Consider the following 25,240-nt stretch of genomic DNA (forward strand, 5'->3'; position numbering starts at 1 on the left):
TGTGGTGTTTGTTTTTTGTGCATGGGATAAGTGATTTGTGTATTCTAAAATTAAGAAATAAATCATTTTCATGCACTTATATTAATAAAAATTAATATTTAGGGTTTCACTTTAAGGCTTACTGCTAAGTTTAAGTCGTCTTTTACACTTACCATTCCGCCAAATTTCTTAGGAGGAACAATGTCAAACTCGCTAAAACGAAGGGTTTTGTTTCCTACCAAAACCGAATCTTTAAGCGTGAGGTCTACAAAATATTTTTTGACTTTGTTCATCATTTTTACTTGTACATAAGCTTTGTAAGTGTTATGGTCTTTTTTGTCTAAAGATAAAAAAGTGATGTTAAGAAAAGGATATTTTTCTGCGTGAATAATATCTCTAAAATCATTGGTCATGATTCTGTTTTTACAATCGAAATCTTTTACGATAAGATTGATAGAAGTTTCTGCAAATTTGTTATTACTAGAATGGTTGAGTGATAGTGGAACAAGCTGATGGAAACTGTTATTTACACATTTAAAAGTATTGACATTGGTAGTGCCATTAATGCTTACGTAAGAAGTTTTTTCTTGTGCTGATACGTTGAGAGATAATAACAAAACCGCTGTTTTAAGCACTGTAGATAGCGTTTTCATTTTTATAATTTTTGAGTTGTTTTTATACTATAAAATTACGAAAAATTATAGTGGGAAATTTTTGATTTTTATCATTAAAAAAGGGGCAATAGATGCCCCTTTCTTTCATTTCTTCTATTTCGATTAGCGATTAGAATCCAATTGTAGCTTCGAAAACTAAACCATTGAATTTACCTCCGTAAAGAGCTGAAGTTGTACCCCAAGCTGCACTTTCGTTATATTTTTGGTTTACGTATTCTAATTTAGCTAAGATATTTTTAGTCATGAACCAACCACCTGCTAAGTTGAAACGGTCTATTTTTCTTTCAGCAGCACCGTCATAATCTTTACCACTTACAGTGTTATATTTAGTACCTACATAGAATTGTTCTTTTCCACCGAATCTGTAAAGTAATTCAGCTGCGATTTGGTTGTAAGAACCATCAGAATCTCTCTTAGTAGTTGCGTTTAAAGGTTTGTTACCAGAAACGTGTTCGTAAGTACCGAAGAATTCTAAACCTTGATATTTAACGAATGGGTTAATTTGGATAGCAGTCATTTCTTTGAAACCTGGGTCAAATCTACCAGTCAGGAAGTTAGAAGTTCCCATAGCATCAGCTGTAGTTAATAATACATAGTAGTATCTAGAACCAGCTCTGTCATCACCGAATAATTTACCGTTAGTATTTAAACCGTTAGTTTTGATCACTGAACCAGAAAGTCTGAATCTTAAATCTTCGCTAAGTTGTTTGTCATAAGCAAGTTTTCCGTAGATAGAAGGAGCGTTATCGTTAGTTCCTTTTACTGCAGTTTGGTTTAATTTACCGTTAGATGCACCAACCATACCCATGAATCCATTAGAGTAGTAGTAAACTTCCCCAAAAGCTTGAGTAGTGAAAGAATCCATAATGTTATTTTCTACGAAAGCATTGTTAATTGCTTTAGCATTGTCAGTTCTTCTGAAGTGAGAGTCACCGTAGTTAATGTCATCCATACCTATTTTGATTCTTGCATTTTTCATAAGACCACCTAGGAATCCTTGAGAAATGAAATCTAAGTTATCAATTTGAATGTAACCACCTTTTACCCAAGCTTCGTTGTGGTGTCTTGCAGAAAGATAAGTTCTTAAGTGCATTTTAATACCTTTAGCTAAATAAGCATTAAGGTCTAAGTTAGCAGTTGGTAAGTTGAAGTCAGCACCCATGTTTACAAGTGGAGCAGCAGTAGTTCCTTTTGTACTATGGTCTAGAGATTGGAATTGTAAAGCGAAATCACCACCTACAGATACTTTTACTCCATTGTATTCAGGAGCTTCTACTTTAGGGTCTTCGAATACGTTTCTAGTTGATTTTTCAGGTGCAAGATAATCTCTCATATCTGCTTCTTGTGCATAGAAAGCTGTGCTTGTTAATACAGTTGAAAGAACAGCGGCTTTAATCCATAAAGTTTTCATACTTTTTTTATTTAATTGTTATTCATATTTATTATTAGTTCGCTACGATATTTACGTTTACTGTAACAGCATCACCTGTAGTTACACCTAAGAAACCTGGAGTTTCCATACCGTATTCAGACATTTTTAAGCTTTCAGACCCAGTAATTTTATAAGAATTACCATTTTTTTCTACGTTTACAGTAATGTTAACGTTTTTAGTAACACCTGCGATTGTTAATTTACCAGCTACGTTGCTTTTTCCTACAGGTAAAGAAGCAGCAGTGAAAGTAATGTTAGGATTTGCATCTGCTTTTAAAGCTTTATAAGCTTTGTTGTCCATCATTTTACCTTTTTCACTTTTTAGGTTTTTACTAGCCATTACAAATTTTACATTAGTAATAGCATTACCATTTACAGTACCAGTGAATACTGCAGATGTAGAAGTCATTGTCCAATCGTGCATTGGAGATGTTCCGTTTACTGCCACTTTAAAAGATTTTCCAGTAACGCTTTGTGCATAAAATACAGCTACTGCTAAAAGGGAAAGTAAGATAAAAACGCGATTAATTGTTTTGGCTAAATTTTTCATATTTTTATTTTTTTTAAAATTTTATTATGAATTATTGAATTTTAACAATACAAAGATATGCTTATATTTTAAATAATTCCTAAAATTTTCTAAAATATTTACATGATATTTGTCAATTAGCTTATATTGTTATGAAATTCATAATAAAAAGAACTTTATATCTGATTATTATCATAAAATATGACATTGATATATATTAAATTAATAAAGAAACTAAAGGACCCTTAAGGATTATTTGAAAATTACCAATAAATAATGAATTATTACCAAAAAAAAAGAGAACTCTGTTAAAGAGTTCTCTTTTTGTACCCAGTGCCGGAATCGAACCGGCACATCTTTCGATACTAGAGTTTGAGTCTAGCGCGTCTACCAATTCCGCCAACTGGGCATTAAAAATTGGTGGTGCAAATATAGAATATTTTTATTTTAAAAAAAGAAAATTTCTAGAAAATATTTTCTTAAAACGCTATTTCTAGTCCATCATATGCAGGATGAACATTCTCTGGCGTCATCGCTTCTATCTCGTCATGGAAGCCAAATCTATTGCTAATATGAGTAAGATATGTAGTTTTGGGTTGTAGTTTTTCTACCAATTCTAGAATTTCAGGTAATATATAATGTGCAACATGTGGTTCATCTTTTCTTAAGCAGTTAATAATAAGAACATCTAAATTTTTCAATTTTTCTTGTTCTTCTTCCGAAATGAAACTGGCATCAGTAATATAAGCGAGGTTTTTGAACTTATAACCTAGAATTGGTAACTTATAATGTATTACTTGAATAGGAGTAATTTCTGTGTTTTCTATAATAAATGGTTTATTTCCTATTTCTGTGATTTCAAAACTCGGAGCGCCAGGATATTTGTCTTCTGTAAAAGCATACGGAAACCTATTTTGAATCTCTTTTCCTACTCTTGGCAAACAATAAATAGAAATATCTTTTCTTTTTTGGAAAATAATAGGGCGTAAATCATCTAAACCAATAACATGGTCATTATGTTCATGCGTAATTAATAAGGCGTCTAAATTGCTTTCTTGGTTGGTGAGCATTTGTTGACGAAAATCTGGACCACAATCAATAAGAATCTTTTTTCCATCATCATCCGTAATCATGACAGATGACCTTAGTCTTTTGTCTTTAGGATTAGTAGATAAGCAAACAGGATGAGTAGATCCAATCACGGGAATGCCTTGTGAAGTGCCAGTTCCTAGAAATTTCAACTTCATTTTTGGGTTTTTGTGAGATTTTGGTAAATTTACGCAAAATTTTATTCATGTCTGTAATTAAGCAATATCTTACTCCCAAGCAAAAGGCTTTAGCCATCAATTTAGACCCTAATATATATGGTACTTTTGCAGAAATTGGTGCGGGACAAGAGACGGTTCGTCATTTCTTTAGAGCGGGAGCTGCTTCTCAAACGATTGCAAAAGCAATGTCTGCTTATGATAAGGATTACAGTGATGCTATTTATGGTAAAGAAGATAAAAATAGATATGTAACCCAAAATAGACTGAAAAAAATGCTTCGTCATGAAGTAGGTCTTATCCAAGAGCGTTTAGATAAAGAAGAAAATGCACATCGTAAATTTTTCTCTTTTGCAAATACAGTAACTACCATTAATTATCAAAAAACCTTTTTAGGTCACGGTTGGGTAGGAATTATGTTTCAGGCGCAACCTGGTCAAGAGTACAGCGAAATTGTATTGCATGTAAAATTTAAAGAAAATGATGCTACACTTCAGCAAGAAACGCTAGGAAATCTTGGGGTAAACTTGGTTTATGGAGCATTTCATCTATATGACAATCCTAGAAGATTAATCAAAAGTTTGTATGATGATATTTCGGTGGATAAAATTGAAATAGACATGATTGATTTTCAGGGACCTGCTTTTCCTTATGTGGATAATCGATTGATGAGTCTTCAGTTGATTAAAAATTCTATGACAGAAGCGGTTATCTTCAATTCTGAGGGGAAAAACATGCTTCCAGCGGATTTATTGTATAGAAAAGATGTTTTTGCAGTAAGAGGAAGTTTCAGGCCAGTAACTTTGGTGAATGTAGATATGTTCGAAAACGGTCTAAAAATGTTCCTCAATGAAACAGAAGGAAAACCAGAAGATACCGTTATTCTTTTCGAAATTACAGTTTCTAATCTCAAAGCTTCCGGAAATTTAGACGAAAGAGATTTCTTAGATAGAGTAGATGTTTTGGCGAAATTGGGTTATACCGTGATGATTTCTAATTTCTCAGAATATTATAGATTAGTAGATTATTTCACTTCTTATAATGTAAGGTATACCGGAATTGCGATGGGAGTTAATAATTTATTGATGGTTTTTGATGAAGATTATTACAAACATCTTTCTGGTGGAATCTTAGAAGCATTTGGTAAGTTCTTCAAAAAAGATATGAGAGTATATCTGTATCCTTATAAAGATCCTAAAACACACGAATTGCTCACATCAGAAAACTTAAAAGTGAATGACAATCTTAAAGAATTGTATAAATATTTTAAACATAACAGAAGAATTGTAGATATTAAGGATTATAATCCAGAGCATTCTGAAATTTATTCTAGAGAAATTTTGCAGAAAATTTCGAATAGTGAATTAGGCTGGGAAGAGCAATTACCAGATGGAGTGGCGGCAATGATTAAAGAAAGAGGAATGTTCGGTTACAAAGAAGATATTACATTCGAAGAATATTAAAAATTTAAAAATTATGGAAATTAAAAAAAGACTTTCATCTATTATTGAAAGCCCAAGTCACAATACCACCGAAAAGTTAGAAAAAATCTGTCATCTTCTAGACCAAGAGTTTGATTATTTTAACTGGACGGGTTTTTATTTTAAAAATGGCGATAAGGAAGAATTGGTTTTAGGACCTTATGTTGGTGCAGTTACAGATCATACTGTAATTCCTTTTGGTAAAGGGATTTGTGGACAAGTTGCGGTTTCAAACGAAACTTTTGTAGTGCCAGATGTTTGGGAACAAGATAATTATTTGGCTTGTTCGCTAGAAACCAAAGCAGAAATTGTAGTTCCTATCATTAAAGATGGTGTAAATATTGGCCAAATAGATATAGATTCTCACAAAAAAGACCCTTTTACAGATGAGGATAGAGAATTGCTAGAATGGTTGTGTGCTGAATTGGCAAAGATTTTATAAAATTCTATCAATAGAAAATTATTCAGAAGCAGGAGTAGTCATATTCCTGCTTTTTAATTCAGTAATCATGTTTTTGATGACATTTGCGGTGCCTATTTTTATAGAATTTTCTGCACTGCCGAGTAATCTACCGCTTCCTTTATAAGTGTCATAAGAGTTTTCTATCACCAGTTCGCCGTCATTATTGTACATTTTCATGCTGATGATGACTTGATTAGAAAAAACGTATTTCCCAAGACCAACTTTAAAATATTTTACTTTCGGAACCAAGGCGATTTCTGCACCGTTATTTAGGCAAGATTCTTTGATCATATTCACATCTACGCTGTCATATTTAATGTTAGCATTATTGATGTGCATGATTTTGTAATTGCCGTAATTTTTCAATTCGTCAGAAACGGCACTATAAATAACATTATTGGTGGGTTCTTTTATTTCTTCGAAATTAGGATAAACTTCTGGGTCGAAATAGACAATTCTATCTACATGTTTTAGCTTAATAGAATGGTTAAGCTTCACCAAGGTGCTTCCTAAATTTTTGCAACTTATGATGATAAGGCTTGCCGCTAAACCACAGAATAGAATTTTTTTCATATCAAAAAGATGAGGCAAATTTACGCAGAATTTCAGTAAGTTATTTATAAAATTTAAGAATTTGTTAACATTATTACAGGAATGTCTTTAGAATCTAAGAATAAATTTTTCGGTTTAAAAATAAAGTTGTACTTTTGCACCTCGTTACATAATAATCATTAAATAATATTGGCATGTACTTAACATCAGAAAAAAAATCAGAAATCTTCGCTAAACACGGAGGAAACGCTGCAAACACAGGTTCTGCAGAAGGACAAATTGCTTTATTCACATTCAGAATTAACCATTTGTCTGGTCACTTAAAGAAAAACCACAAAGATTATGCTACAGAGAAATCTCTAGTTAAATTAGTAGGTAAAAGAAAAAGATTGTTAGATTATCTTAAGAAAACTGAAATTTCTCGTTATAGAGCAATTATTGCTGAACTAGGAATCAGAAAATAATCAGATACAAGAAAAACAAAAAAAGCAACTCAATTTTGAGTTGCTTTTTTTGTTAATTAGAGTGAGTTTACGCTCTACCTCTGGTAAATAAATTGATTATAGCAAGTAAAACTATTGAACCTACTGCTCCTGTAAGAATCTGACCAATTAATGCAGTTCCTAATACAGTTCCTAAAAGCCAATAGCCAATTGCACCTCCAATGATACCTACAATTATGTTTCCCACTAAGCCAAGGCTTCCACCTTTAAAAATTTGTGCTCCAAGCCATCCTGCTATAGCTCCAATAATTAATGTCCATAAAATTCCCATAATGTTTTGTTTTTAGTGTTAATATTAAGGCAAATGTATAGTATTATTTCCCTCAAAAAATTATTTATAAAAATGATATAAACAATTCTTGAAATTCTAAAAATCTAACTAATTTTAATGAAATTTTCTACTTTAATGTATGTGGCAATGAACTCAATATTTCAAAACCTTTTAAAACCTAATCAAACAAAATTCCGTATCTTTGCCATCGAAAATTTAAAGAGTTTAAATAATAACGCAATCAATACGGATTGCACAAGACAGTAAATTTTATGAATGCTCCAGAAGCAATTATTGAAAAATTTCAATTGAAAGACGGGAGAGAAGTCTCCATTGAAACAGGAAGATTAGCAAAACAAGCTAATGGTTCTGTAGTAGTAAAATGTGGCGGAACGATGCTCCTTGCAACAGTTGTAGCCAATAAAGACGCAAATCCAGGGGTAGATTTCTTACCTCTTACAGTAGATTACAGAGAAAAATTCTACGCGGGTGGTAAAATCCCAGGAAATTTCTTTAGAAGAGAAACCAAACCTTCTGATGATGAAGTTCTTACCATGAGATTAGTAGACAGAGTTCTTCGTCCGCTTTTCCCAGAAGATTTCCACGCAGAAGTTCAAGTAATGATTTCCCTCATTTCTTACGACAAAGAAGTAATGCCAGAAGCTTTAGCTGGTTTAGCTGCTTCAGCTGCTATTGCGATTACAGATATTCCTTTTAACGGGCCAATGTCTGAAGTAAGAGTAGTAAGAATTGATGGGCAACTTTCTATCAACCCAAGTATCGAAAATCTTAAAAAAGCAGATTTAGATATTATGGTAGGTGCTACCAAAGATTCTATCGTAATGGTAGAAGGTGAAATGAAAGAAATTTCTGAAGCAGAAATGCTAGAAGCGATTAAATACGCTCACGAAGAAATTAAAGTTCAAATCGAAGCACAAGAAAGATTAGCAGCCAGAATTCCTGCATCTCAAACCAAAAGAGAATACTGCCACGAAACGCACAATGAAGAAATTCGTGAGAAAGTTTGGGCAGAATGTTATGATAAAGTTTACAACGTAGCAAAAACTCCTTCTGCAAAAGAAGAAAGACACGAAAAATTTGCTGCAGTTTTAGAAGAATTCCTTTCTCAATATTCAGAAGAAGAAAGAGCAGACGTAGAACCATTTGCTAAAATTTACTACCACGATGTAGAAAAAGAAGCAATGCGTCAAATGATTCTAAACGAAGGAATCAGATTAGACGGTAGAGATCCTAAAACGATTCGTCCGATTTGGTCAGAAATCGATTATTTACCAGGAGCTCACGGTTCTGCAATCTTTACCAGAGGTGAAACGCAATCTCTTACAGCGGTAACTTTAGGTTCTGTGAAAGATGCCAACATGGTAGATTCTGTTGCCATTAATTACGACGAAAAATTCTTCCTACACTATAATTTCCCACCATTCTCAACAGGTGAAGCAAGACCTCTAAGAGGAACTTCAAGAAGAGAAGTTGGTCACGGAAACTTAGCTCAAAGAGCTTTAGCAGGAATGATTCCTCACGAAAATCCTTATACCATTAGAGTAGTTTCAGATATTTTAGAATCTAACGGTTCTTCTTCTATGGCTACAGTTTGTGCAGGAACTCTTGCATTAATGGATGCTGGTGTACAAATTACAAAACCAGTTTCTGGTATTGCTATGGGATTAATTACTGACCCGAAATCTGGTAAATTCACTGTACTTTCTGATATTTTAGGAGACGAAGATCACTTGGGTGATATGGACTTCAAAGTAACAGGTTCTGCAGACGGAATTACCGCTTGTCAAATGGATATCAAAATCCAAGGTTTAACCATGGACATCATGGAAACCGCTCTTAATCAAGCAAGAGAAGGTAGATTACATATTTTAGGAGAAATCCTTAAAACCATCGATAAACCAAGAGCAGATGTGAAACCTCACGCTCCGAAAATGGAAATTTTAGAAATTCCTAAAGATTTCATCGGTGCGGTAATTGGACCTGGTGGTAAAATTATCCAACAGCTTCAAAAAGATACAGATACTGTAATATCTATTGAAGAAATGGGCGAAATTGGTAGAATTGAAATCTCTGGAACTGACCGTGAGAAAATCAATGCTGCAATTGCTAGAATTAACGAAATTACTTTCGTGCCAGTGGTAGGAACAGTGTATAAAGGTAAAGTAGTAAAAGTAATGGATTTCGGTGCTTTCGTAGCGATTGCTAAAGGAACCGAAGGTTTACTACACATCTCAGAAATCGAATGGAAGAGACTTGATAAAGTTCCGTATGCAGAAGGTGATGAAGTAGAAGTGAAATTTATGGGTTATGATGATCGTAAGAAAATGAGACTTTCTAGAAAAGTTCTTTTACCAAGACCACCAAGACCAGAACAAAAGCCTAGAACTGAAGGAGAGGCTCCAAAACCAGAAGGAGAACAACCAACAGAACAAGCATAAAAATAGAAACTCTCGCAATTTTGCGGGAGTTTTTTTCTCACGTTTCCTTCACGCTATAATATTCTAAAAGTCTGTGAAGAAATTTTTTAAATCGTAGTTTTATAGTTCTCATATTTTTACTTTTTGGATGTTCAAAAATAGGGCTATCCTTTTTGTGATTCAATTACACTTTTGTGTGATTTTTTGATGAATTTTTTTAGAAAAATCTAAAAATGTTTTTCGGAGTGTATTCATAGATTGTCATTTTTATTTAGATTGTATTGATAATATTTAGTTAAATCTCTCAAAACATAAAAAATATTCTCATTTTTTGGTCGGTGATAAATCTCAAGCGTAAAATTTTCATGGTTTAGTCAAATTCTTGTATTTTTGAGAATAAACAAATTAAAAAATATGAGCTTTCCTACAGACTTAGAAATAGCGCAATCGGCAGATATTAAACATATTAGAGAAATTGCAGATAAAATCGGTATAGACCGAGAAGATTTAGAGTATTACGGGAAATACAAAGCGAAAATCCCTTTAAAATACATCAACGAAGAAAATATTAAGAAATCAAAATTGATTTTGGTTTCAGCGATTAATCCCACTCCAGCTGGTGAAGGTAAAACCACTGTTTCTGTTGGTTTATGTGACGGATTGAACAAAATCGGGAAAAAAGCCATCGCAGTTTTGCGTGAGCCAAGTTTAGGTCCAGTTTTCGGGATAAAAGGTGGAGCAGCAGGTGGTGGTTACGCACAAGTTATTCCGATGGTGGATATTAATCTGCATTTTACAGGAGATTTTTCGGCGGTAGAAAAAGCCAATAATTTACTTTCTGCATTGATTGATAATAATCTTCAAGATAAAAAAAGAAGCCTAAATATAGACCCTAGAACCATCGTTTGGAAACGTGTAATGGATATGAACGATAGAAGTCTTCGTCATATTGTAGTAGGTTTGGGCGGTTCTAATAACGGAATTACGCGTGAAGAAGGTTTCAATATTACACCAGCATCAGAAGTGATGGCGATTCTTTGTCTTTCTAAAGATTTCGAAGATTTAAAAAACAGATTAGGGAATATTTTCGTAGGCTATACTTTTGATAAAAAACCCATTTACGCCAGAGATTTGAATGCAGAAGGTGCTATGGCGATTTTATTAAAAGACGCTATTCGTCCGAATTTAGTACAGACTTTAGAAGGAAATCCTGCGATTCTTCATGGTGGGCCTTTCGCGAATATTGCGCAAGGAACCAATACGATTATCGCTACTAAAATGGGACTTTCTCTAGCAGATTTTGTGGTAACAGAAGCCGGTTTTGGAGCAGATTTAGGCGCAGAAAAATTCATGCACATCAAAGGATATTATGGAAATTTAAAACCAGATGCTTATGTTTTGGTGGCTACCATTAGAGCTTTAAGATATCACGGTGGTGCTAAAAAAGGCGAATACGAAAAACCGAATCTCGCAGCAGTAGAAAAAGGCATTGAAAACCTTAAAAAACATATTGAAAACGGCTTTAAATGGCAATTAAAACCAATTGTAGCGATTAATCATTTTGCTACAGATTCAGAAGAAGAAATCAATTTTGTAAAATCTGAATGCGAAAAACTAGGAGTGAAAGCCATTCTCGCAGATGAATTTACGATGGGTGGAGAAGGCATGAAAGCACTTGCAGAAGAAGTGGCGAGTTGTGCTTTTAATTGTGGTAATAATTTTAAACCTTTATATAGTGTAGAAGACTCTGTGGAGCACAAAATCGAAACAATTGCCAAAGAAGTTTATGGAGCAGACAGCGCTGTATTTTCTCAGAAAGCTAAAAATCAATTAAAATCCATTTATGAACTTGGACTGGATAAGCTACCGATTTGTATGGCAAAAACTCAAAAATCTTTAACTGATGATGAGAAAAAAATCGGAAGACCAACTGGTTTCAAAGTTACCGTTCGTGAATTTGAATTTGCAGCAGGAGCAGGATTCATTATCCCAATTTTAGGAGATATGATGAGAATGCCTGGTTTACCAAGTATTCCAGCAGCAGAAGGAATGAATATAGACAAAGATGGCGTCATTACTGGATTAAGCTAGTCTTTACACCATATAAAATAACAAACCGACTTTTTATAAAGTCGGTTTTTTTGTGAAATTCTGTAAATATTTATGGAAATTCTATAAAATATTTTCAATGGATTTGCAGAATCTTTGTATCAACAAAAAGCACCAATCACAAAATATAAAAACAAAATTATGAAAAATGTAAGATCAAAAATATTCACTGCGATTTTAGCTTATGTAGCTCCGATTGCTATTAATTATTTGATGAATAGATTTCTGAACAAGAAATCTAAACCGCAAGTAAAATCTACACTATAACACTATAGTTTCAACATAAATCAGTTTTCTCAATTATTTAATTTTTTAGCTCTCGAGATGTTATTTTGACTTTCGGGAGCTTTTTAGTGATAAAACTCAGATGTTTATTATTTGAATATTTCAGATAAAAACTGTAACTTTATGAAGTGAAAGATAATAACTTATAAAATGTAGGTGGTTTTTTTAAAGCCTCAATTTTATAACTATTTTCATAATTTTTAAGTTTTTATGTTAGACTTCGCTTGAGCCATTCAAGCGAAGTTTTTTATTGATAGAAGAAATTAAATATAGAAATTGAAATTTCTTAACATACATCAATGACTTCGTATCAGAAATAAGACTACTTTTGTCTCATTAAAAAATAAAAAGATTATGATTAAAAAAATTGCATTATCATTAGTACTAGTATCTGGACTAGCTTTTGGACAAGCTAAAAAAGTAGTTTCTTCTGACGTTCACTGGTGGGGTTATAAAATCGCTAAAACTGAAGCTTCTTCTCACGATGGAACGGTAAACGTGAAAAACGGAACTGTAGTTTTAAAGAAAAACGCTCTAGTTGGTGGTACTTTTGTATTAGATATGACTTCTATTAACGCTACTGATTTACAAGGTGAATATCAACAAAAATTAAACGGTCACCTTAAAAATGGCGACTTCTTCGAAGTTGATAAATATCCTACTGCTACTTTCAAAATCACTTCAGTGAAAAAAGGAGCTAATGGTAAAAGCATCGTTACAGGAAATCTTACTGCTAAAGGAAAAACAAACGCAGTTTCTTTCCCTGCTAAAATTTCAGTTAAAAACGGCGTAGTAACTTTAGAATCTGATAAATTTACTATCGATAGACAAAAATGGGACATAGCTTATAAATCTACTATGCAAGATGTAGTAGTAAAAGACGATATAGATTTGGTTGTTAAACTAACAGCGAAATAGTTTTTTTCAATTGTGTTTTTAGAGAATCCTAAAGAAAATTTCTTTAGGATTTTTTGTTTTTAATCTGTATATTTATACAGAATTACTAACCTAATAATCGTATGAAATTATATGTCATCAGTGGATTGGGAGCAAATGGAAGTATTTTTGAGTACATCCAGTTTCCTAAAAAGTTTACCGAAATTATCTACATCGATTGGGTAATCCCTAATTACAATGAAAGTTTTGAAAACTATGTAAATAGAATGGCCGAAAAAGTAGATGTGAGCGAAAAATTTTGTCTATTGGGTTATTCTTTTGGAGGAATTATGGTGCAAGAAATTCACAAACTGAAACCTGCAGAAAAAGTAGTGATTCTGGGAAGTATAAAGTCTGATAAAGAAATGTCTATTACCTTCCATTTGGCAAAAAGTTCTAGAATTTTTGCGAAACTTCCCGAAAGTTATTTCTCCGAAAAAACCATCAAATCTTATGCCTTTTTCAGAAAATTATTTGACCCCAATAATCCTAAACTTTGGCAATATTTCAAGGTGCAAAATCCTACTTATCTGAAATGGAGCATCAATAAAATCTTAGAATGGAAACATGAAGAGGATAAAAACGTTATCCAAATTTTAGCAGATAAGGACATTGTTTTTCCGGTAAAAAATTCTAAGCCCAATTATGTAATAAAAGGCGGAACACACCTTTTCCCTGTGACTAAAGCCAAGGAAGTTTCTAAAATTTTAGAAGAAGTTTTCAGCGAGTGATTATTTTTGGTTTTTCTGAGCTTTTTGTTTTTCCTTTTCTAATTTTTTAAAATAACCTCTGAAGAAAATATTATGTTTCAGCGCTTCCAGATTTTGGTTCAGTAAAACACTTGCCTGGTTCAGATTATTCATTGTAGAGTCTATATTTTTCACCAAATTGGCATCGTTAGAAAGGTAATTGATGGCGCCTTTTCCGTTTTTAGCATTGCTGATGGTTTCGTTTAGATTTTCTACAGTTTTATTGATATTTTGAGAAGATTCATCTAAGTGAGTTAGCGCTCTTCGCATTTTATTAGCAACAGCAGAATCTTTAAGAACCGCAACAATGTTTTCTTTGTCATTAATTCCTGCAAGAATTTTATTCACTTCATTAATGGTTCTCGTGGTTTCGTAGCTAGTTTTCTTAATGTTGGCAATACTGTTTTTAAGGTCAGAAATCCCATATTTCACGTCTTGACTTAGTGTTTTGTCATTCAGCAACATACTTAGCGTTCCTGTTCCGTTATTTATTTTTTCAGAAACTTCTAGAATATTAGCCGTAATTTGTTCAGCATTGTTATTGGTTTTGTTGAGGGTTTTGAGCAAATCTTCAGTAGTAAGTCTTTCTTCGACTTTTAGAATGTCTCCAGATTTAGCAAGTTCAGCATTTTCAGAATTTGGAGTGATATTGACAATCATATTTCCTACTAAACCATCAGAAGCAATACTTGCCACTGCATTTTTTTTGATGAATTTCATCGCACTTTTGTCGATATTCATTTCTACATTAATGAGCGTATCGTTGATGATTTCTATCCTCTTAACATAGCCCACATTAATTCCAGAAAAACGGACATTGTTCCCTTCTTGTAAGCCATTTACATTTTCGAAATGTGCTTTTAAGGTTTCGGTTTTTCCAAAAAATTGCTGTCTGTTTCCAATAAAATAAACAGCCATAATAAAAATGATGGTTCCGAGGATAACAAATATTCCGAGTCTTAATTTTTGAGCAACTGATTTTTCCATGTTTTTAAAAAACTTATTTAAAAAATGCTTTTACTTTTGGGTCTTGTGAAGTGGAAAGTTCGGCAAATGTTCCTTCTGCATAATTTTTTCCGTCAATCAGTAAAATCATTCTATTAGCAATAACTCTAGCACAGTCTACATCATGCGTAATGATGATCGATGAGGTTTTATATTTTTCTTGCACCGATTTCATGAGCAAGATAATTTCTTTAGAAGTAATCGGGTCTAAGCCAGTGGTTGGTTCATCATAAATGATGATTTTTGGTTTTAGAATAAGCGTTCTGGCAAGAGCAACTCTTCTTTTCATACCACCAGAAAGTTCATTCGGCATTAAATCAATTACATTTTTGAGTCCTACATTTTGCAGCGCTTCTTCTACCAAAGGCAAAGTATCTTTTACATTTCCAAACTTTGAAATATGTCTTCTGAGCGGAAATTCTAGATTTTCTCTCACCGTCATAGAATCATAAAGCGCACTTCCTTGAAATAAAAATCCAATGTCTGCTCTTATTTCGTCTAAAGCTTTCAGAGAAAGATGCTCTAATTTTTGGCTCATAATTTCAATTGTTCCGCTGTCTGGAATTTCTAACCCAATCAAACATTTTATCATCACCGATTTTCCAGAGCCAGATTTTCCCATAATCACCAAATTTTCTCCTTGATAAAGATTTAGGTTAAATCCGTCCAAAACTACATTGTCTCCATATTTTTTATAGAGATTTTCAATTTTGATTATCGGTTCATGTGCAGCATTAGGATTCATCTTATTCTATAAAAATATTGGTAATCAATACAGCGATAAAATCGATAACAAACAATAACATGGAGGAGTAAACCACCGCAGAATTGGCGGCAATTCCTACACCTCGTGTTCCTGATTTACATTGGTATCCTTTGAAACAACCTACCATTCCTATGGCAAAACCAAAGAAAAAAGTCTTGATGGTTGCAGGAAGCAAATCACTAAATTCTATATTGTCAAAAACTTGATTAAAATATTGTAAAAAAGAAACATCACCTTTCAGATTTTCTACCAAATAAGACCCGAAAATTGCGATAAAATCACTGTAAAAAACCAAAATCGGTAACATAGCAGTCGTCGCAAGAATTCTAGTCACCACCAAATATTTAAAAGGATTGGTTCCCGAAACTTCCATAGCGTCTATTTGTTCGGTTACGCGCATAGAACCTATTTCTGCACCTATTCCAGAGCCTATTTTTCCTGCACAAATCAGCCCAGTAATAATCGGCCCGATTTCTCTAATAATGGAAATACTCACCATGGAAGGCATCCAAGAAACAGCACCAAATTCCATTAAGGTAGGACGGGTTTGTAAAGTGAAAACCAAACCGATGATAAATCCCGTAACAGAAACTAGAAAAAGTGAGCGGTTACCAATGCTGTAACATTGTTTCAGGAATTCTTGAAATTCATAAGGCTTTTTATAAAATTCTTTTAAAAATCTTATGCTGAAATAGCTCATTTCGCCTATCTCTACGATGAAGTTTTTTAAAGATTGTACTATTTGATAAAAAACTTTCATAATAAACATTTAAGCTTCTATCAAATTTACTGAAATTTTTTGATTTATCCTTAAAATTCCTGTTAATTATTTGATAACAAAAAAAAACCGCAGTCATTTTTTATGACAGCGGAAAACTTTTTATTTTGCGACTTGTTTTTTTGGTGATTATTTTTTTCTTTTAAAATCTTCGTCTTTCATAACCATTTTATAAGCGAGCCATAATCCGAAAACCGATGCAATGATGAAGAAAAACATCGCTATAGAAATTCCAAAAATTTGAAAATTAGGAACTCTCATCAATAGAGATGAGCCAATAATTAATGCAGCAATAATAAGTGCGATGGAAATTCTATTGGCTACTTTCTGGAAGGCATCTGTAAATCGTTCTTCATCTATCGCATCTATTTTGAGCTGAAACTGATTCTGAGCTAAGTTTTCGGTGATTTTATTAAGTCTTTCCGGAAGATTTTCGGCTAATTTTTTGGTTTCTATCAATTGAGCAAAGAAATTTTCGGGTTGGGCTTCGTGAGCCATTTTTTTAACCATCATTTTCTCCAAAATCTGCTTCATACTTTCAGCCAAATCATATTGAGGAGCGAGAACCGCTACGATTTGGTCTAAATTCAATAAAATTTTTCCAAGAATATTCAGTTCTACCGCAATTCTAATTCCTTTTTCTGCGGCAATTTTATTCATTCTGATGAGCATTTTTCCCGTTTGCATTTCTGCGGCATTTCTGTTCTGAGAATCCAGTACAATTCGGTTGATTTCTTTTTTGAAACCAATAATATCCGCGTTTTTATCATCTTGACTGATTTCTAGAAGCACTTTAGAAACTTCTTCACCATTGTATTTGCTGATGGCAATGAGCAATTTCAAAATTTGTTCCTGCAAATTAGGACTGAATTTCGCCACCATTCCTAAATCCATTAAGGCAATTTTTCGGTCTTTGGTCAGGTGTACATTTCCTGGATGTGGATCTGCATGTGCAAAACCATCAAAAATAATTTGTTGAAGATAAGCTTCTACCAATTCATCAATGAGCACGGAAAAATCGGTTTCTGTTTTTTGAATTCCATGAACAGAAGTGATTTTTTGACCGTCCACGAAATCCATCGTCAGAATTTTAGAAGTAGAGTAGTCTAAAACAGGTTGAGGAATCACAATATGCTCAAATTTTTCTAGATTTTTGCCCAGAGCAATCAGATTTTGAGCTTCTCTGTTGTAATCTAGTTCGTGAATGAGAATATGTCTCATCTCGTCTAAAACATCGTTTATTCCGTATTTTTTGGCGGTTTTAGAATGTTTTACAGCAAGGTCTGACAATTCTTTCAGGGTGTCTAAATCTTCGAGGAAATTTTTACGAATTCCCGGTCTTTGAATTTTCACCGCGACTTCTTTTCCAGAGCGCAAAACCGCTTTGTGAACTTGCCCAATACTTGCCGAAGCCAATGGTTGGATGTCAAAACTTAAAAAAGCTTTGGAAATCTTCGTTCCTAATTCTTCTTCTACTATTTTTTGAATTTCAGAATACGGAATTTCCTCTACATCATCTTGTAGAGAAGCCAATGCCAATAAATAAGGTTCTGGCAATAAATCTGGTCTTGTAGAAAGAGTTTGCCCGATTTTTACATAAGTCGGCCCCATATTTTTAAGGTCTTCTACCAATTCTTCTGGCGAAGTGTAGCGATTAGACTCTTCAGAAAGTTCCTGATCTTCTGCCAATTCATCAAGCGCTTTGTCTGAAGCAGCTGATAAAATGTCGCTGTTTCTATATTTGAGCACCAAAGAAATAAATTTTTGGTATTTTTTTAGATTTTCGGGAATGATATTCATAGGAAATGAGTTGTTTTTTCAAGAGCAAATTAATTGAGAATAAGTGGCTTATCTGTTACAAAATTTGAAGGCGTATTTTCAAAATTTTAAGGATGAATAATTTTTTATGGTTTGCCTAATAATTTTATCTTTGTAAAAATCATTTATCATTAATCAATATGGAGAGTATTTCGGTTTTTGAAATCATAAAAGTAGGAATTGGGCCGTCTTCGTCTCATACAATGGGACCTTGGAATGCAGCGGAAATGTTTCTGAGTGAAATCAGAAGAAATCACCAGATTTCAGAGGTGGCAGAAGTGTATGTAGAGTTTTTTGGCTCTCTTGCCAAAACAGGAATTGGTCACGGAACAGACATTGCCGGAATGCTGGGTTTAAGCGGCGAAAATTTCAAAAAAATAGATACCGATAAAATAGATGCTAAAATTGCCGAAATCAAAAATTCTGGAAAATTGATTTTAGGAGCTGAAAAAGAAATTCCTTTTATTTATGGAAAACATTTGGTGTTGAATATGCAAAAATCACTAGATTTTCACCCCAATGGAATGATTTTCAAAGCGGTTTTTAACAACGGCGAAATTTTAGAAAAAGACTACTATTCTGTTGGTGGCGGTTTTGTGGCGACTCAAGAAGATAATTCTATAGAAAGTCACTGTATCAGAACACCTTACCCTTGTCATAAAGGCGAAGATATTTCAAAATATTGTGAAAAATTAGGCGTACAGAGACTTTCTGATTTGGTATACATCAATGAAGAAGCTTGGAGAACCAAAGAAGAAACGAGAAGTGAAGCACTTTACATTTGGCAACAAATTAAAGAATGTATTTACAAAGGCGTTAATAAAGAAGGTGTTTTACCAGGTGGACTTAATGTAACGAGAAGAGCTGCAGATTTCAATCGAAAATTATTAGGCGAAGACGTTATTTACAAAAATATAAACGAATGGTTTGCTGCGGTAAAAAATTCTCCTAAAGATTTCAATCAAATTACCCGTTGGATTTCGTGTTTTGCATTGGCTGTAAATGAAGAAAATGCCAGTTTTGGTAGAATTATCACGGCACCGACAAATGGAGCAAGTGGTGTAATTCCTGCGGTGCTCATGTATTCTCAAACCTTTACTGAATTCAATTCTGAAGAAGATATCATCAGATTTATTTTAGTAGCGGGAGAAATCGGTACGCTTTTCAAGAAAAATGCAACTATTTCTGCAGCAATGGGAGGTTGCCAAGCAGAAATCGGAGTTTCTTCGGCGATGGCGGCAGCTGGTTTAACAGAAATTTCGGGCGGAACTCCAGCTCAAGTAATGATGGCAGCAGAAATTGCAATGGAACATCACCTTGGTCTTACTTGCGACCCAATTGGTGGATTGGTGCAAATTCCATGTATTGAGAGAAATTCTATGGGCGCCATGAAAGCGATTACCGCTTGTCATATCGCGCTAGAAAGCGATCCTTCTAAAGCCAGAGTTTCTCTGGATGATGTCATCAAATCCATGTGGGAAACTGCGCTAGACATGAATTCTAAGTATAAGGAAACTTCTGAAGGTGGTTTAGCAGTTGCCGTGAACGTGGCAGAATGTTAATGAAATTTTGAGGAAGATAACTTCTATTTATTTTCTAAAAATTCTTAACTTGTGCCGTTGAATTTTTATCAATGGCTACCATTATCAAACCCAATATTGCTCCAGAATTGCTCTCACAACTTGACACAAAATTCGAGGAAGAGAAGCAAGTTATCGTGCACTGTGGTTTTCAGAATAATTATTTGATTGGAAATCTCGTAAGAATTTGGCGCACCACGTTCTTGGTAGATAAATTTACGGGACACAGAAGCCAACTTTTATTCTGGGAAAATATCTCGATGTTTCCTTACTGGACGGAAGTTCCGCCTGTGAAAGAATATTGGTTTACACTTATTTTTTCTGGATTGCCTAAAGATTGCAAACTCTTTGATTTCGTAGAAGAAATTCCGCAAGAAGGAGGTTTTCTGGTGACTGATATTGATAGAAATGAAAGCGATGTTTATACTATAAAATTAATTTAAATGAAGAAGATTTACCTACTTTTACTCTTAGTTTCAAGTTTTGCCTTTGGTCAAGGTCTTAAAAATAAAACCGATAAAAAACAATTTCCTGCAGAAATTCTAGAAATCGAAACCTTTCAAAAAGAACTTAATAAAGAATACAAAACAGAAGAAGAAACACCTTTGCGTGGTTCTAATTTCAAGAAATTCAAGTCTCATCCCTTTTTTCCTATTGATTTAAACTATCGTGTAAAAGCGAAATTGGTAAAAACTGAAAATGCGGTTCCTTTTGAAATTCCTACTTCGTCTGGAAGAACCAAAAAATACAGAGAATTCGGGAAAGCCTATTTCACGCTGAATGGAGTAGAACAAGTATTGACGGTTTATCAAAGTTTAGCTTTGTTAGATGACCCAGAATATCAGGATTATTTGTTCTTGCCTTTCAAAGATGAAACCAACGGAAAAGACACGTATGGTGGCGGAAGATATTTGGACTTAAGAATTCCTCAAAATGATGAATTGATTATTGATTTCAATAAAGCGTATCATCCGTTTTGTGCTTATAACGCTACCGATTACAGTTGCCCAATTGTTCCTCAGAATAACTGGTTGCAATTACCAATCGAAGCAGGTGTGAAATACCAAGATATTTGGTTTGAGCATTAATATTTTTAATAGGAAATAAATCTTAGAAATTTCAAAAAAAATTTGCTTATATACACAACAAAAAACACGCTCCAAAGCGTGTTTTCTAATATATATCTTAGCGTTCTTTGCGAAAAACCTTTGCGCCATTGCGTGAAAAAACATCACAAAGTTCACGAAGAAAAACACAGAGTTCACAGAAATTTTATGGCAAATATTTTAAAATTCAAATAAAATCTTAGCGCTCTTTGCGAAAAACCTTCGCGACTTTGCGTGAAAAAATCTATCTAACCACCACATTAATTTTATCCCAAAGAGCAGCATCAAAACCAGACAGTGCAAAATTAGGATTCTGCGGATCCGAAGCGTCGCCCATTCTGATGACCACCATATTTTTACTCGGAATTACATAAATTCTTTGGTCTTCGGCGCCCATTGCTGCAAACATACCTGCAGGAGCATTAGGAACTAAAGCTGTGGGATAAACCGTTTGCGAACCCGGAACCATATATTTGGATTTTCCATTGAGCCACCAAAGATAACCGTAAGAAGGATTGATATTTTGAGAAGTAGAAATGGCTTCGTTCAGATAAGTTTCATTGATGATTTGTTCGTTTTTCCATTTTCCTTTGTTCAGGAAAAGCAGTCCAAATCTCGCCATACTTCTGGTATTGCTATGATAAATGGTGAAAATAGTCCCGAAATTCCAGAAACCATCCATCCCGATTTTATTTTTCAGTTTAGCATTAAAATAATTCTCAAAAGTTTGGTTGCTAGAAGCTGCCACTACATCTATTAATTTCTGAAAAACATTGCTGTAAGACCATCTCGTTCCAGCATCTGCCAAATACGTGAGGTTAGATTTTATGACCCAATTGCTTTCGTCATTTAAGCCCGAAGTCATAGTAAGTAAATGTCTTGGCGTGATGAGGTTTTCTTTTTCCAGAGGTTCGCTTGTCCAGCCGTTTCCTAAATATTGAGAAACTTTATTGTTGATGTTCAGTAAACCTTCTTGTTGCGCAATTCCTGTGGTGGTAGAAACCAATGTTTTTCCTGCGCTGTTCCATGGCCAAGTTTCGGTAGCAGAATGCCCGTTGAAATATTCTTCCATCACAATTCTGCCGTTGACCAAAATCATAAAAGATTTAGAATGTTTTTCTGCCAAGAAATCTTTAAGCGGTTGCACTGCACTTTGGTTCCAACCGAGACTGGCGATAGATTTGGTTTCCCAATTGTTGTCTGTATTATTAGGGAAATACATTGTTTCTGTGGGAGTTGGCGTAGGTTCATCATTACTACTGCTACAACTTAAAAATGGGAGTAACACTAAAAGAGGTAGAAATTTTAAAATTTTCATCAACTGGTTTTAGCTCTTTGATGGGATTTTGGCGGGAAGGTTAAATTTTTTGTATAATAATGACTATTTCCATTTTTTAGTTAAAACAATAGTTTCATTATATGGTTTGTTTTCGTCTGGTAGTTTATCGATTTTCATCACTACAGGTAAATCAGCGGAGAGACCTGCCAAAATACAACCACCTTGAGGCAGAATTGATAAACTGTCAAAAGAAATTTTGTCTAAATAAGAAACAGTTCTTCCTATAGCTTCAATGTCTTTATTGTTTATTAATCTATGTAAAAAATAATTATGTAATTGAGAAATGATAGTATCTGAAATATCGAATGGTCTTTGACTTGATATTGTTAAAAATACACCAAATTTTCTTCCTTCTTTTATAATTTCTTCAAATGTTTCTAAACGATAATCTTTCCAAGTTTCACTTTCTCTAATTGAATTGCGGGATAGAATATTATGAGCTTCATCAACAATTATATTTAAATAGTTTTCTCTATCTAGATTATTTTTTTTAAAAAATTCGTAATAGTATTTGCAAATAACTAGTGGTATGATTTTTTTCATTTCAACATTCACATCGTTAAGATTTACCACAATTAAAGGTTTTTTATTAATGATTATTTTGTCTTCATTAGTTACAGCAAAGACTTTTGTTATTTCATTAAATTTTGATTCTAACCTATTGTATAATGGGCCTATATGTTCTTTTGAATAATATCCTTTTGTTATAACATCGAAATAATTGATAATTATTTGTAGTCTTATTTTTACAAAAGAATTCTGTTTAGACAGATCAATTACCAAGGATTGTACAATTTCTTTAAGTTTAAATAAAAACTCATTTGGCTTTTCACCATGTTTAATGTTTTCTAGTATCCAATTACCATAATCAGTTTTAAGACCACTTTTTAATCTATTTCTAACATCTTTTATATTTGGAAATACTGATGAGCTATTATTAAGTTTAAATAGTTCATCTAAAAAAAAGATATGAAAATCTTTATCCAAATTTCTACTTCCTTGAGTTAAAATAGTACTCAAAGTATTATAAATAAGAGCTTTAATTCCATTTTCTGTTTTTGTATGTTCAACTAAAGTTTTCTTAAAGAGTGAACTATTTAAAAATGGCTTTTGTGTTTGCTCAGTGGCTTTTAATAGTATTGACCAAAAGGTTAAATCATTAATTTCAGACTCAGGGATTGGAAATCTATCTTTGTCAGATTTTGAAGTGGAAAGAAAAAAGCGACTTTTTAATGCCTTTTCAACAATAATATTATCATTATCATTTTCAATAGCATATTCTCCATTAAAATCTATAAGAATAAATTTAGCATTTTTTTGAAAATTGGTATTTTCTTTATATTTATTAAGCAATTCATAATAAATTTTTGATAATGTATAAGATTTACCACTACCAGTATTCCCAAAAACACCAATATGACTTGCAAAAAGTTTATCAACACCTAGTTCAATTGGTGTATTTGTTTCGTTTAATAAATAACCAAGTTTAATTTTATCATCTTCTATTTTTGCAAAACTGTGAATACAATTAAATTCTAAATCATTTAATAAATAGCAATCATTTTCAATAAGTGGTAATTCTTTAAGACCTTGACGGAAAATACTGTTATCAATATATCCGACTAAAGTCACGTTTAAAAAACGCTTGATTTTATTATTTTTTGATGTGTAATTATTGTTTTCAAGGTTTTTATCTTCTGATATAAATTCTCCCTCTATTTTACCAATGATTTCATTATATCCTTTTGCTATTTTAACATAAGAACCGACAGACACGTTTTTTATTATTTTACCATCAAATATTAGGTGAGGTGCATTTTTATTTTTGTCAACTCTAACAAGTATGTTTTTTCCTTTTACCTCACTAACTGAACCTATTTTCAAAACTGATTCAGAAATAAAATTGTCGTTATTTATCTTGTTCTTCATCAGTTAATCTAGTTTTTATATTTTCTTTTTTAGAATTATTATCTTCTGATGCTTTAATCCTAATAGACAAATCAAGTTCTTCAGCAATTTTTAAAAAAACAGAATTAGCAACTTTTTTGAAATCATAACCTATGAATTCGGTATATAAATTTTTGTATTTTAGTTTTGTAAATAGATTTTCAATCTCTTTTTTTCCAGACTCATTAAAATTGAATACAATAACCAATAAAGTAGGATTTGAATTTAAAGCTCTTCTTGTAATTTCTCTTATATGTTCATCAGCAAATGAGAATCCTGTGACAAAAAGAACAGAATTTTCTCTTTCTAAAATATTTGAATACATTCTGATTTGCTCATAATACTCAAGCCTTAATGTCGTGTTTTCAAATTTTTCTTTAGTAGGATTAATCATTACAAGTTTATCATATTCTGTAACAAAATTTTCAAACAGTGTAATGTCAAAATCTTCAAATTTTTTACTAGAAACTTCTTTTTTTAATTCTGAGTAATTTTTGTGCTTAATTTTAATTTCTTTTTCATTATTCGATTCGGATATTAAAGAAATAATATGTTCTTTGGGTAATGTAATTTTATTTAAGATTTTTAATACATCACAATTCGGATTATATTTTATTTCTTTTTCATTGCTTTTATCCCAAGTTATAGAGCCGTGAAGTTTAAAAAGGTTAAAGAGTGGTAATTCAGAACTAATGTTGTATTGTGAGCTATTTTTAAAAAATGACTTTTGATAATTTGAAGTGTCAAATGTTTGACTAAATTTTCCACTAAAACCATCGTTAAATTCTAATCCTAATTTGTCTAAATTTTTATCAAAGAATAAATCCATATTAGTTGTAAAAATATTGACTTCTTTTGGAAGTAAATTATTTTTACGTTTAAGTACTATAATATTAAGTGCTTGTAGAAAATTTATATAGTTATTTAATGTTTCATTGAAATCTAGTAATTTTTCTTTGGATAACTCAAATTCGTTATCAATCAGTTTAGTATTACCCTTTATACATTTTTCATAATACCAAAATTTGATAGAAGCTTCTAAAACTTTATACCATTTTTGTGATTTATTTTCTTGAGTTTCATTTTCTAAATCGGTAAGAAGTTCTTCAATATTAGAAAGGGTATCTAAATAATTTCTTGAGGCTCCAGAGCCAATTAAAAAGTTGAAATGACTACTTTCTATAATTTTTAAAATTTTTTCATTATCCATTCTTGTGATTATTAATTCTTTACTA

The 25,240-nt window shown here is 32.7% G+C and carries 24 protein-coding genes and 1 tRNA gene; 11 read left to right on the forward strand and 14 right to left on the reverse strand.

The genetic code is table 11. From position 1 onward, the window contains the following. Window positions 1-98: 98 nt before the first annotated feature. From EB819_RS01840 to EB819_RS01860, 5 genes are all read right to left on the reverse strand, one after another. A complete protein-coding gene (locus EB819_RS01840; RefSeq protein WP_069797129.1) occupies window positions 99-632 on the reverse strand; it encodes a hypothetical protein in 534 nt (177 codons plus the stop codon). 130 nt (window positions 633-762) lie between these two features. Further along, a complete protein-coding gene (locus EB819_RS01845; protein WP_069797128.1) occupies window positions 763-2,064 on the reverse strand; it encodes a hypothetical protein in 1,302 nt (433 codons plus the stop codon). 34 nt (window positions 2,065-2,098) lie between these two features. Next, window positions 2,099-2,635, reverse strand: a complete 537-nt coding sequence (locus EB819_RS01850; RefSeq protein WP_069797127.1) for a YceI family protein — start codon at window positions 2,633-2,635, stop codon at window positions 2,099-2,101. A 306-nt stretch (window positions 2,636-2,941) separates the two neighbouring features. Then, a tRNA-Leu gene (locus tag EB819_RS01855) sits at window positions 2,942-3,023 on the reverse strand. A 70-nt stretch (window positions 3,024-3,093) separates the two neighbouring features. Further along, window positions 3,094-3,861, reverse strand: a complete 768-nt coding sequence (locus EB819_RS01860) for an MBL fold metallo-hydrolase (RefSeq protein ID WP_069797126.1) — start codon at window positions 3,859-3,861, stop codon at window positions 3,094-3,096. 47 nt (window positions 3,862-3,908) lie between these two features. Between EB819_RS01860 and EB819_RS01865 the strand changes: the two genes are divergently transcribed. Both EB819_RS01865 and EB819_RS01870 read left to right on the forward strand, forming a co-directional pair. Then, window positions 3,909-5,342: a nicotinate-nucleotide adenylyltransferase gene (locus EB819_RS01865; protein ID WP_069797125.1), complete on the forward strand. Its 1,434-nt coding sequence runs from the start codon at window positions 3,909-3,911 to the stop codon at window positions 5,340-5,342. Window positions 5,343-5,355: 13 nt separating this feature from the next. Continuing rightward, window positions 5,356-5,802 (forward strand): XrtF-associated fRMsr-like GAF protein, encoded by a 447-nt coding sequence (locus tag EB819_RS01870; RefSeq protein ID WP_069797124.1) that lies wholly within the window; start codon window positions 5,356-5,358, stop codon window positions 5,800-5,802. An 18-nt stretch (window positions 5,803-5,820) separates the two neighbouring features. On the opposite strand, the gene EB819_RS01875 is transcribed toward EB819_RS01870, so the two are convergent. Beyond that, window positions 5,821-6,396 (reverse strand): pyruvate decarboxylase, encoded by a 576-nt coding sequence (locus EB819_RS01875; RefSeq protein ID WP_069797123.1) that lies wholly within the window; start codon window positions 6,394-6,396, stop codon window positions 5,821-5,823. A gap of 173 nt (window positions 6,397-6,569) precedes the next feature. Here EB819_RS01875 and rpsO point away from each other — a divergent pair, with 173 nt between their 5' ends. After that, the gene (rpsO, locus tag EB819_RS01880; RefSeq protein ID WP_069797122.1) at window positions 6,570-6,839 is read left to right on the forward strand and encodes a 30S ribosomal protein S15; all 270 of its coding nucleotides are present in this window, start codon (window positions 6,570-6,572) and stop codon (window positions 6,837-6,839) included. Between the two features lie 67 nt (window positions 6,840-6,906). Here rpsO and EB819_RS01885 read toward each other — a convergent pair whose 3' ends face one another. Beyond that, a complete protein-coding gene (locus EB819_RS01885) occupies window positions 6,907-7,149 on the reverse strand; it encodes a GlsB/YeaQ/YmgE family stress response membrane protein (RefSeq protein WP_069797121.1) in 243 nt (80 codons plus the stop codon). A gap of 272 nt (window positions 7,150-7,421) precedes the next feature. Here EB819_RS01885 and EB819_RS01890 point away from each other — a divergent pair, with 272 nt between their 5' ends. The 5 genes from EB819_RS01890 to EB819_RS01905 all read left to right on the forward strand — a co-directional run bounded on the left by EB819_RS01890 (window position 7,422) and on the right by EB819_RS01905 (window position 13,648). Further along, window positions 7,422-9,608 carry a polyribonucleotide nucleotidyltransferase gene (locus EB819_RS01890; protein WP_069797120.1) on the forward strand — a complete coding sequence of 729 codons (2,187 nt, stop codon included), beginning with the start codon at window positions 7,422-7,424 and terminating at the stop codon, window positions 9,606-9,608. 393 nt (window positions 9,609-10,001) lie between these two features. After that, a complete protein-coding gene (locus tag EB819_RS01895) occupies window positions 10,002-11,678 on the forward strand; it encodes a formate--tetrahydrofolate ligase (protein WP_069797119.1) in 1,677 nt (558 codons plus the stop codon). Window positions 11,679-11,837: 159 nt separating this feature from the next. Continuing rightward, a complete protein-coding gene (locus EB819_RS12910) occupies window positions 11,838-11,963 on the forward strand; it encodes a hypothetical protein (protein ID WP_260199801.1) in 126 nt (41 codons plus the stop codon). Between the two features lie 375 nt (window positions 11,964-12,338). Then, the gene (locus EB819_RS01900) at window positions 12,339-12,899 is read left to right on the forward strand and encodes a YceI family protein (RefSeq protein ID WP_069797214.1); all 561 of its coding nucleotides are present in this window, start codon (window positions 12,339-12,341) and stop codon (window positions 12,897-12,899) included. 101 nt (window positions 12,900-13,000) lie between these two features. Next, complete coding sequence (locus tag EB819_RS01905) at window positions 13,001-13,648, forward strand: hypothetical protein (RefSeq protein ID WP_069797118.1); 648 nt, start codon at window positions 13,001-13,003, stop codon at window positions 13,646-13,648. On the opposite strand, the gene EB819_RS01910 is transcribed toward EB819_RS01905, so the two are convergent. The 4 genes from EB819_RS01910 to EB819_RS01925 all read right to left on the reverse strand — a co-directional run bounded on the left by EB819_RS01910 (window position 13,649) and on the right by EB819_RS01925 (window position 18,015). Next, on the reverse strand, window positions 13,649-14,653 hold the full coding sequence (locus EB819_RS01910) for an MlaD family protein (RefSeq protein WP_069797117.1): 1,005 nt from the start codon (window positions 14,651-14,653) through the stop codon (window positions 13,649-13,651). It lies immediately after the preceding gene. Window positions 14,654-14,666: 13 nt separating this feature from the next. Next, a complete protein-coding gene (locus EB819_RS01915) occupies window positions 14,667-15,416 on the reverse strand; it encodes an ABC transporter ATP-binding protein (RefSeq protein ID WP_069797116.1) in 750 nt (249 codons plus the stop codon). A 1-nt stretch (window position 15,417) separates the two neighbouring features. After that, window positions 15,418-16,197, reverse strand: a complete 780-nt coding sequence (locus tag EB819_RS01920; protein WP_069797115.1) for an MlaE family ABC transporter permease — start codon at window positions 16,195-16,197, stop codon at window positions 15,418-15,420. Window positions 16,198-16,344: 147 nt separating this feature from the next. Further along, window positions 16,345-18,015 (reverse strand): ABC1 kinase family protein, encoded by a 1,671-nt coding sequence (locus EB819_RS01925; RefSeq protein WP_069797114.1) that lies wholly within the window; start codon window positions 18,013-18,015, stop codon window positions 16,345-16,347. 158 nt (window positions 18,016-18,173) lie between these two features. Here EB819_RS01925 and EB819_RS01930 point away from each other — a divergent pair, with 158 nt between their 5' ends. From EB819_RS01930 to EB819_RS01940, 3 genes are all read left to right on the forward strand, one after another. Continuing rightward, entirely contained in the window at window positions 18,174-19,595 is a 1,422-nt protein-coding gene (locus tag EB819_RS01930) for an L-serine ammonia-lyase (RefSeq protein WP_069797113.1), read from the forward strand. A 71-nt stretch (window positions 19,596-19,666) separates the two neighbouring features. Continuing rightward, window positions 19,667-20,056 carry a hypothetical protein gene (locus EB819_RS01935; protein WP_069797112.1) on the forward strand — a complete coding sequence of 130 codons (390 nt, stop codon included), beginning with the start codon at window positions 19,667-19,669 and terminating at the stop codon, window positions 20,054-20,056. Then, on the forward strand, window positions 20,057-20,701 hold the full coding sequence (locus tag EB819_RS01940; protein WP_069797111.1) for a DUF1684 domain-containing protein: 645 nt from the start codon (window positions 20,057-20,059) through the stop codon (window positions 20,699-20,701). A gap of 262 nt (window positions 20,702-20,963) precedes the next feature. Here EB819_RS01940 and EB819_RS01945 read toward each other — a convergent pair whose 3' ends face one another. The 3 genes from EB819_RS01945 to EB819_RS01955 all read right to left on the reverse strand — a co-directional run bounded on the left by EB819_RS01945 (window position 20,964) and on the right by EB819_RS01955 (window position 25,215). Continuing rightward, window positions 20,964-22,037 (reverse strand): serine hydrolase domain-containing protein, encoded by a 1,074-nt coding sequence (locus EB819_RS01945; RefSeq protein WP_069797110.1) that lies wholly within the window; start codon window positions 22,035-22,037, stop codon window positions 20,964-20,966. Window positions 22,038-22,100: 63 nt separating this feature from the next. Beyond that, window positions 22,101-23,987, reverse strand: coding sequence for an ATP-binding protein (locus EB819_RS01950; RefSeq protein WP_069797109.1), 1,887 nt, complete (start codon window positions 23,985-23,987; stop codon window positions 22,101-22,103). Further along, a complete protein-coding gene (locus EB819_RS01955; RefSeq protein WP_069797108.1) occupies window positions 23,968-25,215 on the reverse strand; it encodes an SIR2 family protein in 1,248 nt (415 codons plus the stop codon). The genes EB819_RS01950 and EB819_RS01955 overlap by 20 nt, the downstream gene beginning before the upstream one ends. Window positions 25,216-25,240 lie beyond the last annotated feature (25 nt).

It is taken from the genome of Cloacibacterium normanense, assembly GCF_003860565.1.
In the GTDB taxonomy this organism is placed as follows: domain Bacteria; phylum Bacteroidota; class Bacteroidia; order Flavobacteriales; family Weeksellaceae; genus Cloacibacterium; species Cloacibacterium normanense.

Excerpts from the sequence above, each read along its gene's own strand:
- EB819_RS01840 (WP_069797129.1), bottom strand. The coding sequence starts at position 632 with ATGAAAACGCTATCTACAGTGCTTAAAACAGCGGTTTTGTTATTATCT.
- EB819_RS01845 (WP_069797128.1), bottom strand. The coding sequence starts at position 2,064 with ATGAAAACTTTATGGATTAAAGCCGCTGTTCTTTCAACTGTATTAACA.
- EB819_RS01850 (WP_069797127.1), bottom strand. The coding sequence starts at position 2,635 with ATGAAAAATTTAGCCAAAACAATTAATCGCGTTTTTATCTTACTTTCC.
- EB819_RS01860 (WP_069797126.1), bottom strand. The coding sequence starts at position 3,861 with ATGAAGTTGAAATTTCTAGGAACTGGCACTTCACAAGGCATTCCCGTG.
- EB819_RS01865 (WP_069797125.1), top strand. The coding sequence starts at position 3,909 with ATGTCTGTAATTAAGCAATATCTTACTCCCAAGCAAAAGGCTTTAGCC.
- EB819_RS01870 (WP_069797124.1), top strand. The coding sequence starts at position 5,356 with ATGGAAATTAAAAAAAGACTTTCATCTATTATTGAAAGCCCAAGTCAC.
- EB819_RS01875 (WP_069797123.1), bottom strand. The coding sequence starts at position 6,396 with ATGAAAAAAATTCTATTCTGTGGTTTAGCGGCAAGCCTTATCATCATA.
- rpsO (WP_069797122.1), top strand. The coding sequence starts at position 6,570 with ATGTACTTAACATCAGAAAAAAAATCAGAAATCTTCGCTAAACACGGA.
- EB819_RS01885 (WP_069797121.1), bottom strand. The coding sequence starts at position 7,149 with ATGGGAATTTTATGGACATTAATTATTGGAGCTATAGCAGGATGGCTT.
- EB819_RS01890 (WP_069797120.1), top strand. The coding sequence starts at position 7,422 with ATGAATGCTCCAGAAGCAATTATTGAAAAATTTCAATTGAAAGACGGG.
- EB819_RS01895 (WP_069797119.1), top strand. The coding sequence starts at position 10,002 with ATGAGCTTTCCTACAGACTTAGAAATAGCGCAATCGGCAGATATTAAA.
- EB819_RS12910 (WP_260199801.1), top strand. The coding sequence starts at position 11,838 with ATGAAAAATGTAAGATCAAAAATATTCACTGCGATTTTAGCTTATGTA.
- EB819_RS01905 (WP_069797118.1), top strand. The coding sequence starts at position 13,001 with ATGAAATTATATGTCATCAGTGGATTGGGAGCAAATGGAAGTATTTTT.
- EB819_RS01910 (WP_069797117.1), bottom strand. The coding sequence starts at position 14,653 with ATGGAAAAATCAGTTGCTCAAAAATTAAGACTCGGAATATTTGTTATC.
- EB819_RS01915 (WP_069797116.1), bottom strand. The coding sequence starts at position 15,416 with ATGAATCCTAATGCTGCACATGAACCGATAATCAAAATTGAAAATCTC.
- EB819_RS01920 (WP_069797115.1), bottom strand. The coding sequence starts at position 16,197 with ATGAAAGTTTTTTATCAAATAGTACAATCTTTAAAAAACTTCATCGTA.
- EB819_RS01925 (WP_069797114.1), bottom strand. The coding sequence starts at position 18,015 with ATGAATATCATTCCCGAAAATCTAAAAAAATACCAAAAATTTATTTCT.
- EB819_RS01930 (WP_069797113.1), top strand. The coding sequence starts at position 18,174 with ATGGAGAGTATTTCGGTTTTTGAAATCATAAAAGTAGGAATTGGGCCG.
- EB819_RS01935 (WP_069797112.1), top strand. The coding sequence starts at position 19,667 with ATGGCTACCATTATCAAACCCAATATTGCTCCAGAATTGCTCTCACAA.
- EB819_RS01940 (WP_069797111.1), top strand. The coding sequence starts at position 20,057 with ATGAAGAAGATTTACCTACTTTTACTCTTAGTTTCAAGTTTTGCCTTT.
- EB819_RS01945 (WP_069797110.1), bottom strand. The coding sequence starts at position 22,037 with ATGAAAATTTTAAAATTTCTACCTCTTTTAGTGTTACTCCCATTTTTA.
- EB819_RS01950 (WP_069797109.1), bottom strand. The coding sequence starts at position 23,987 with ATGAAGAACAAGATAAATAACGACAATTTTATTTCTGAATCAGTTTTG.
- EB819_RS01955 (WP_069797108.1), bottom strand. The coding sequence starts at position 25,215 with ATGGATAATGAAAAAATTTTAAAAATTATAGAAAGTAGTCATTTCAAC.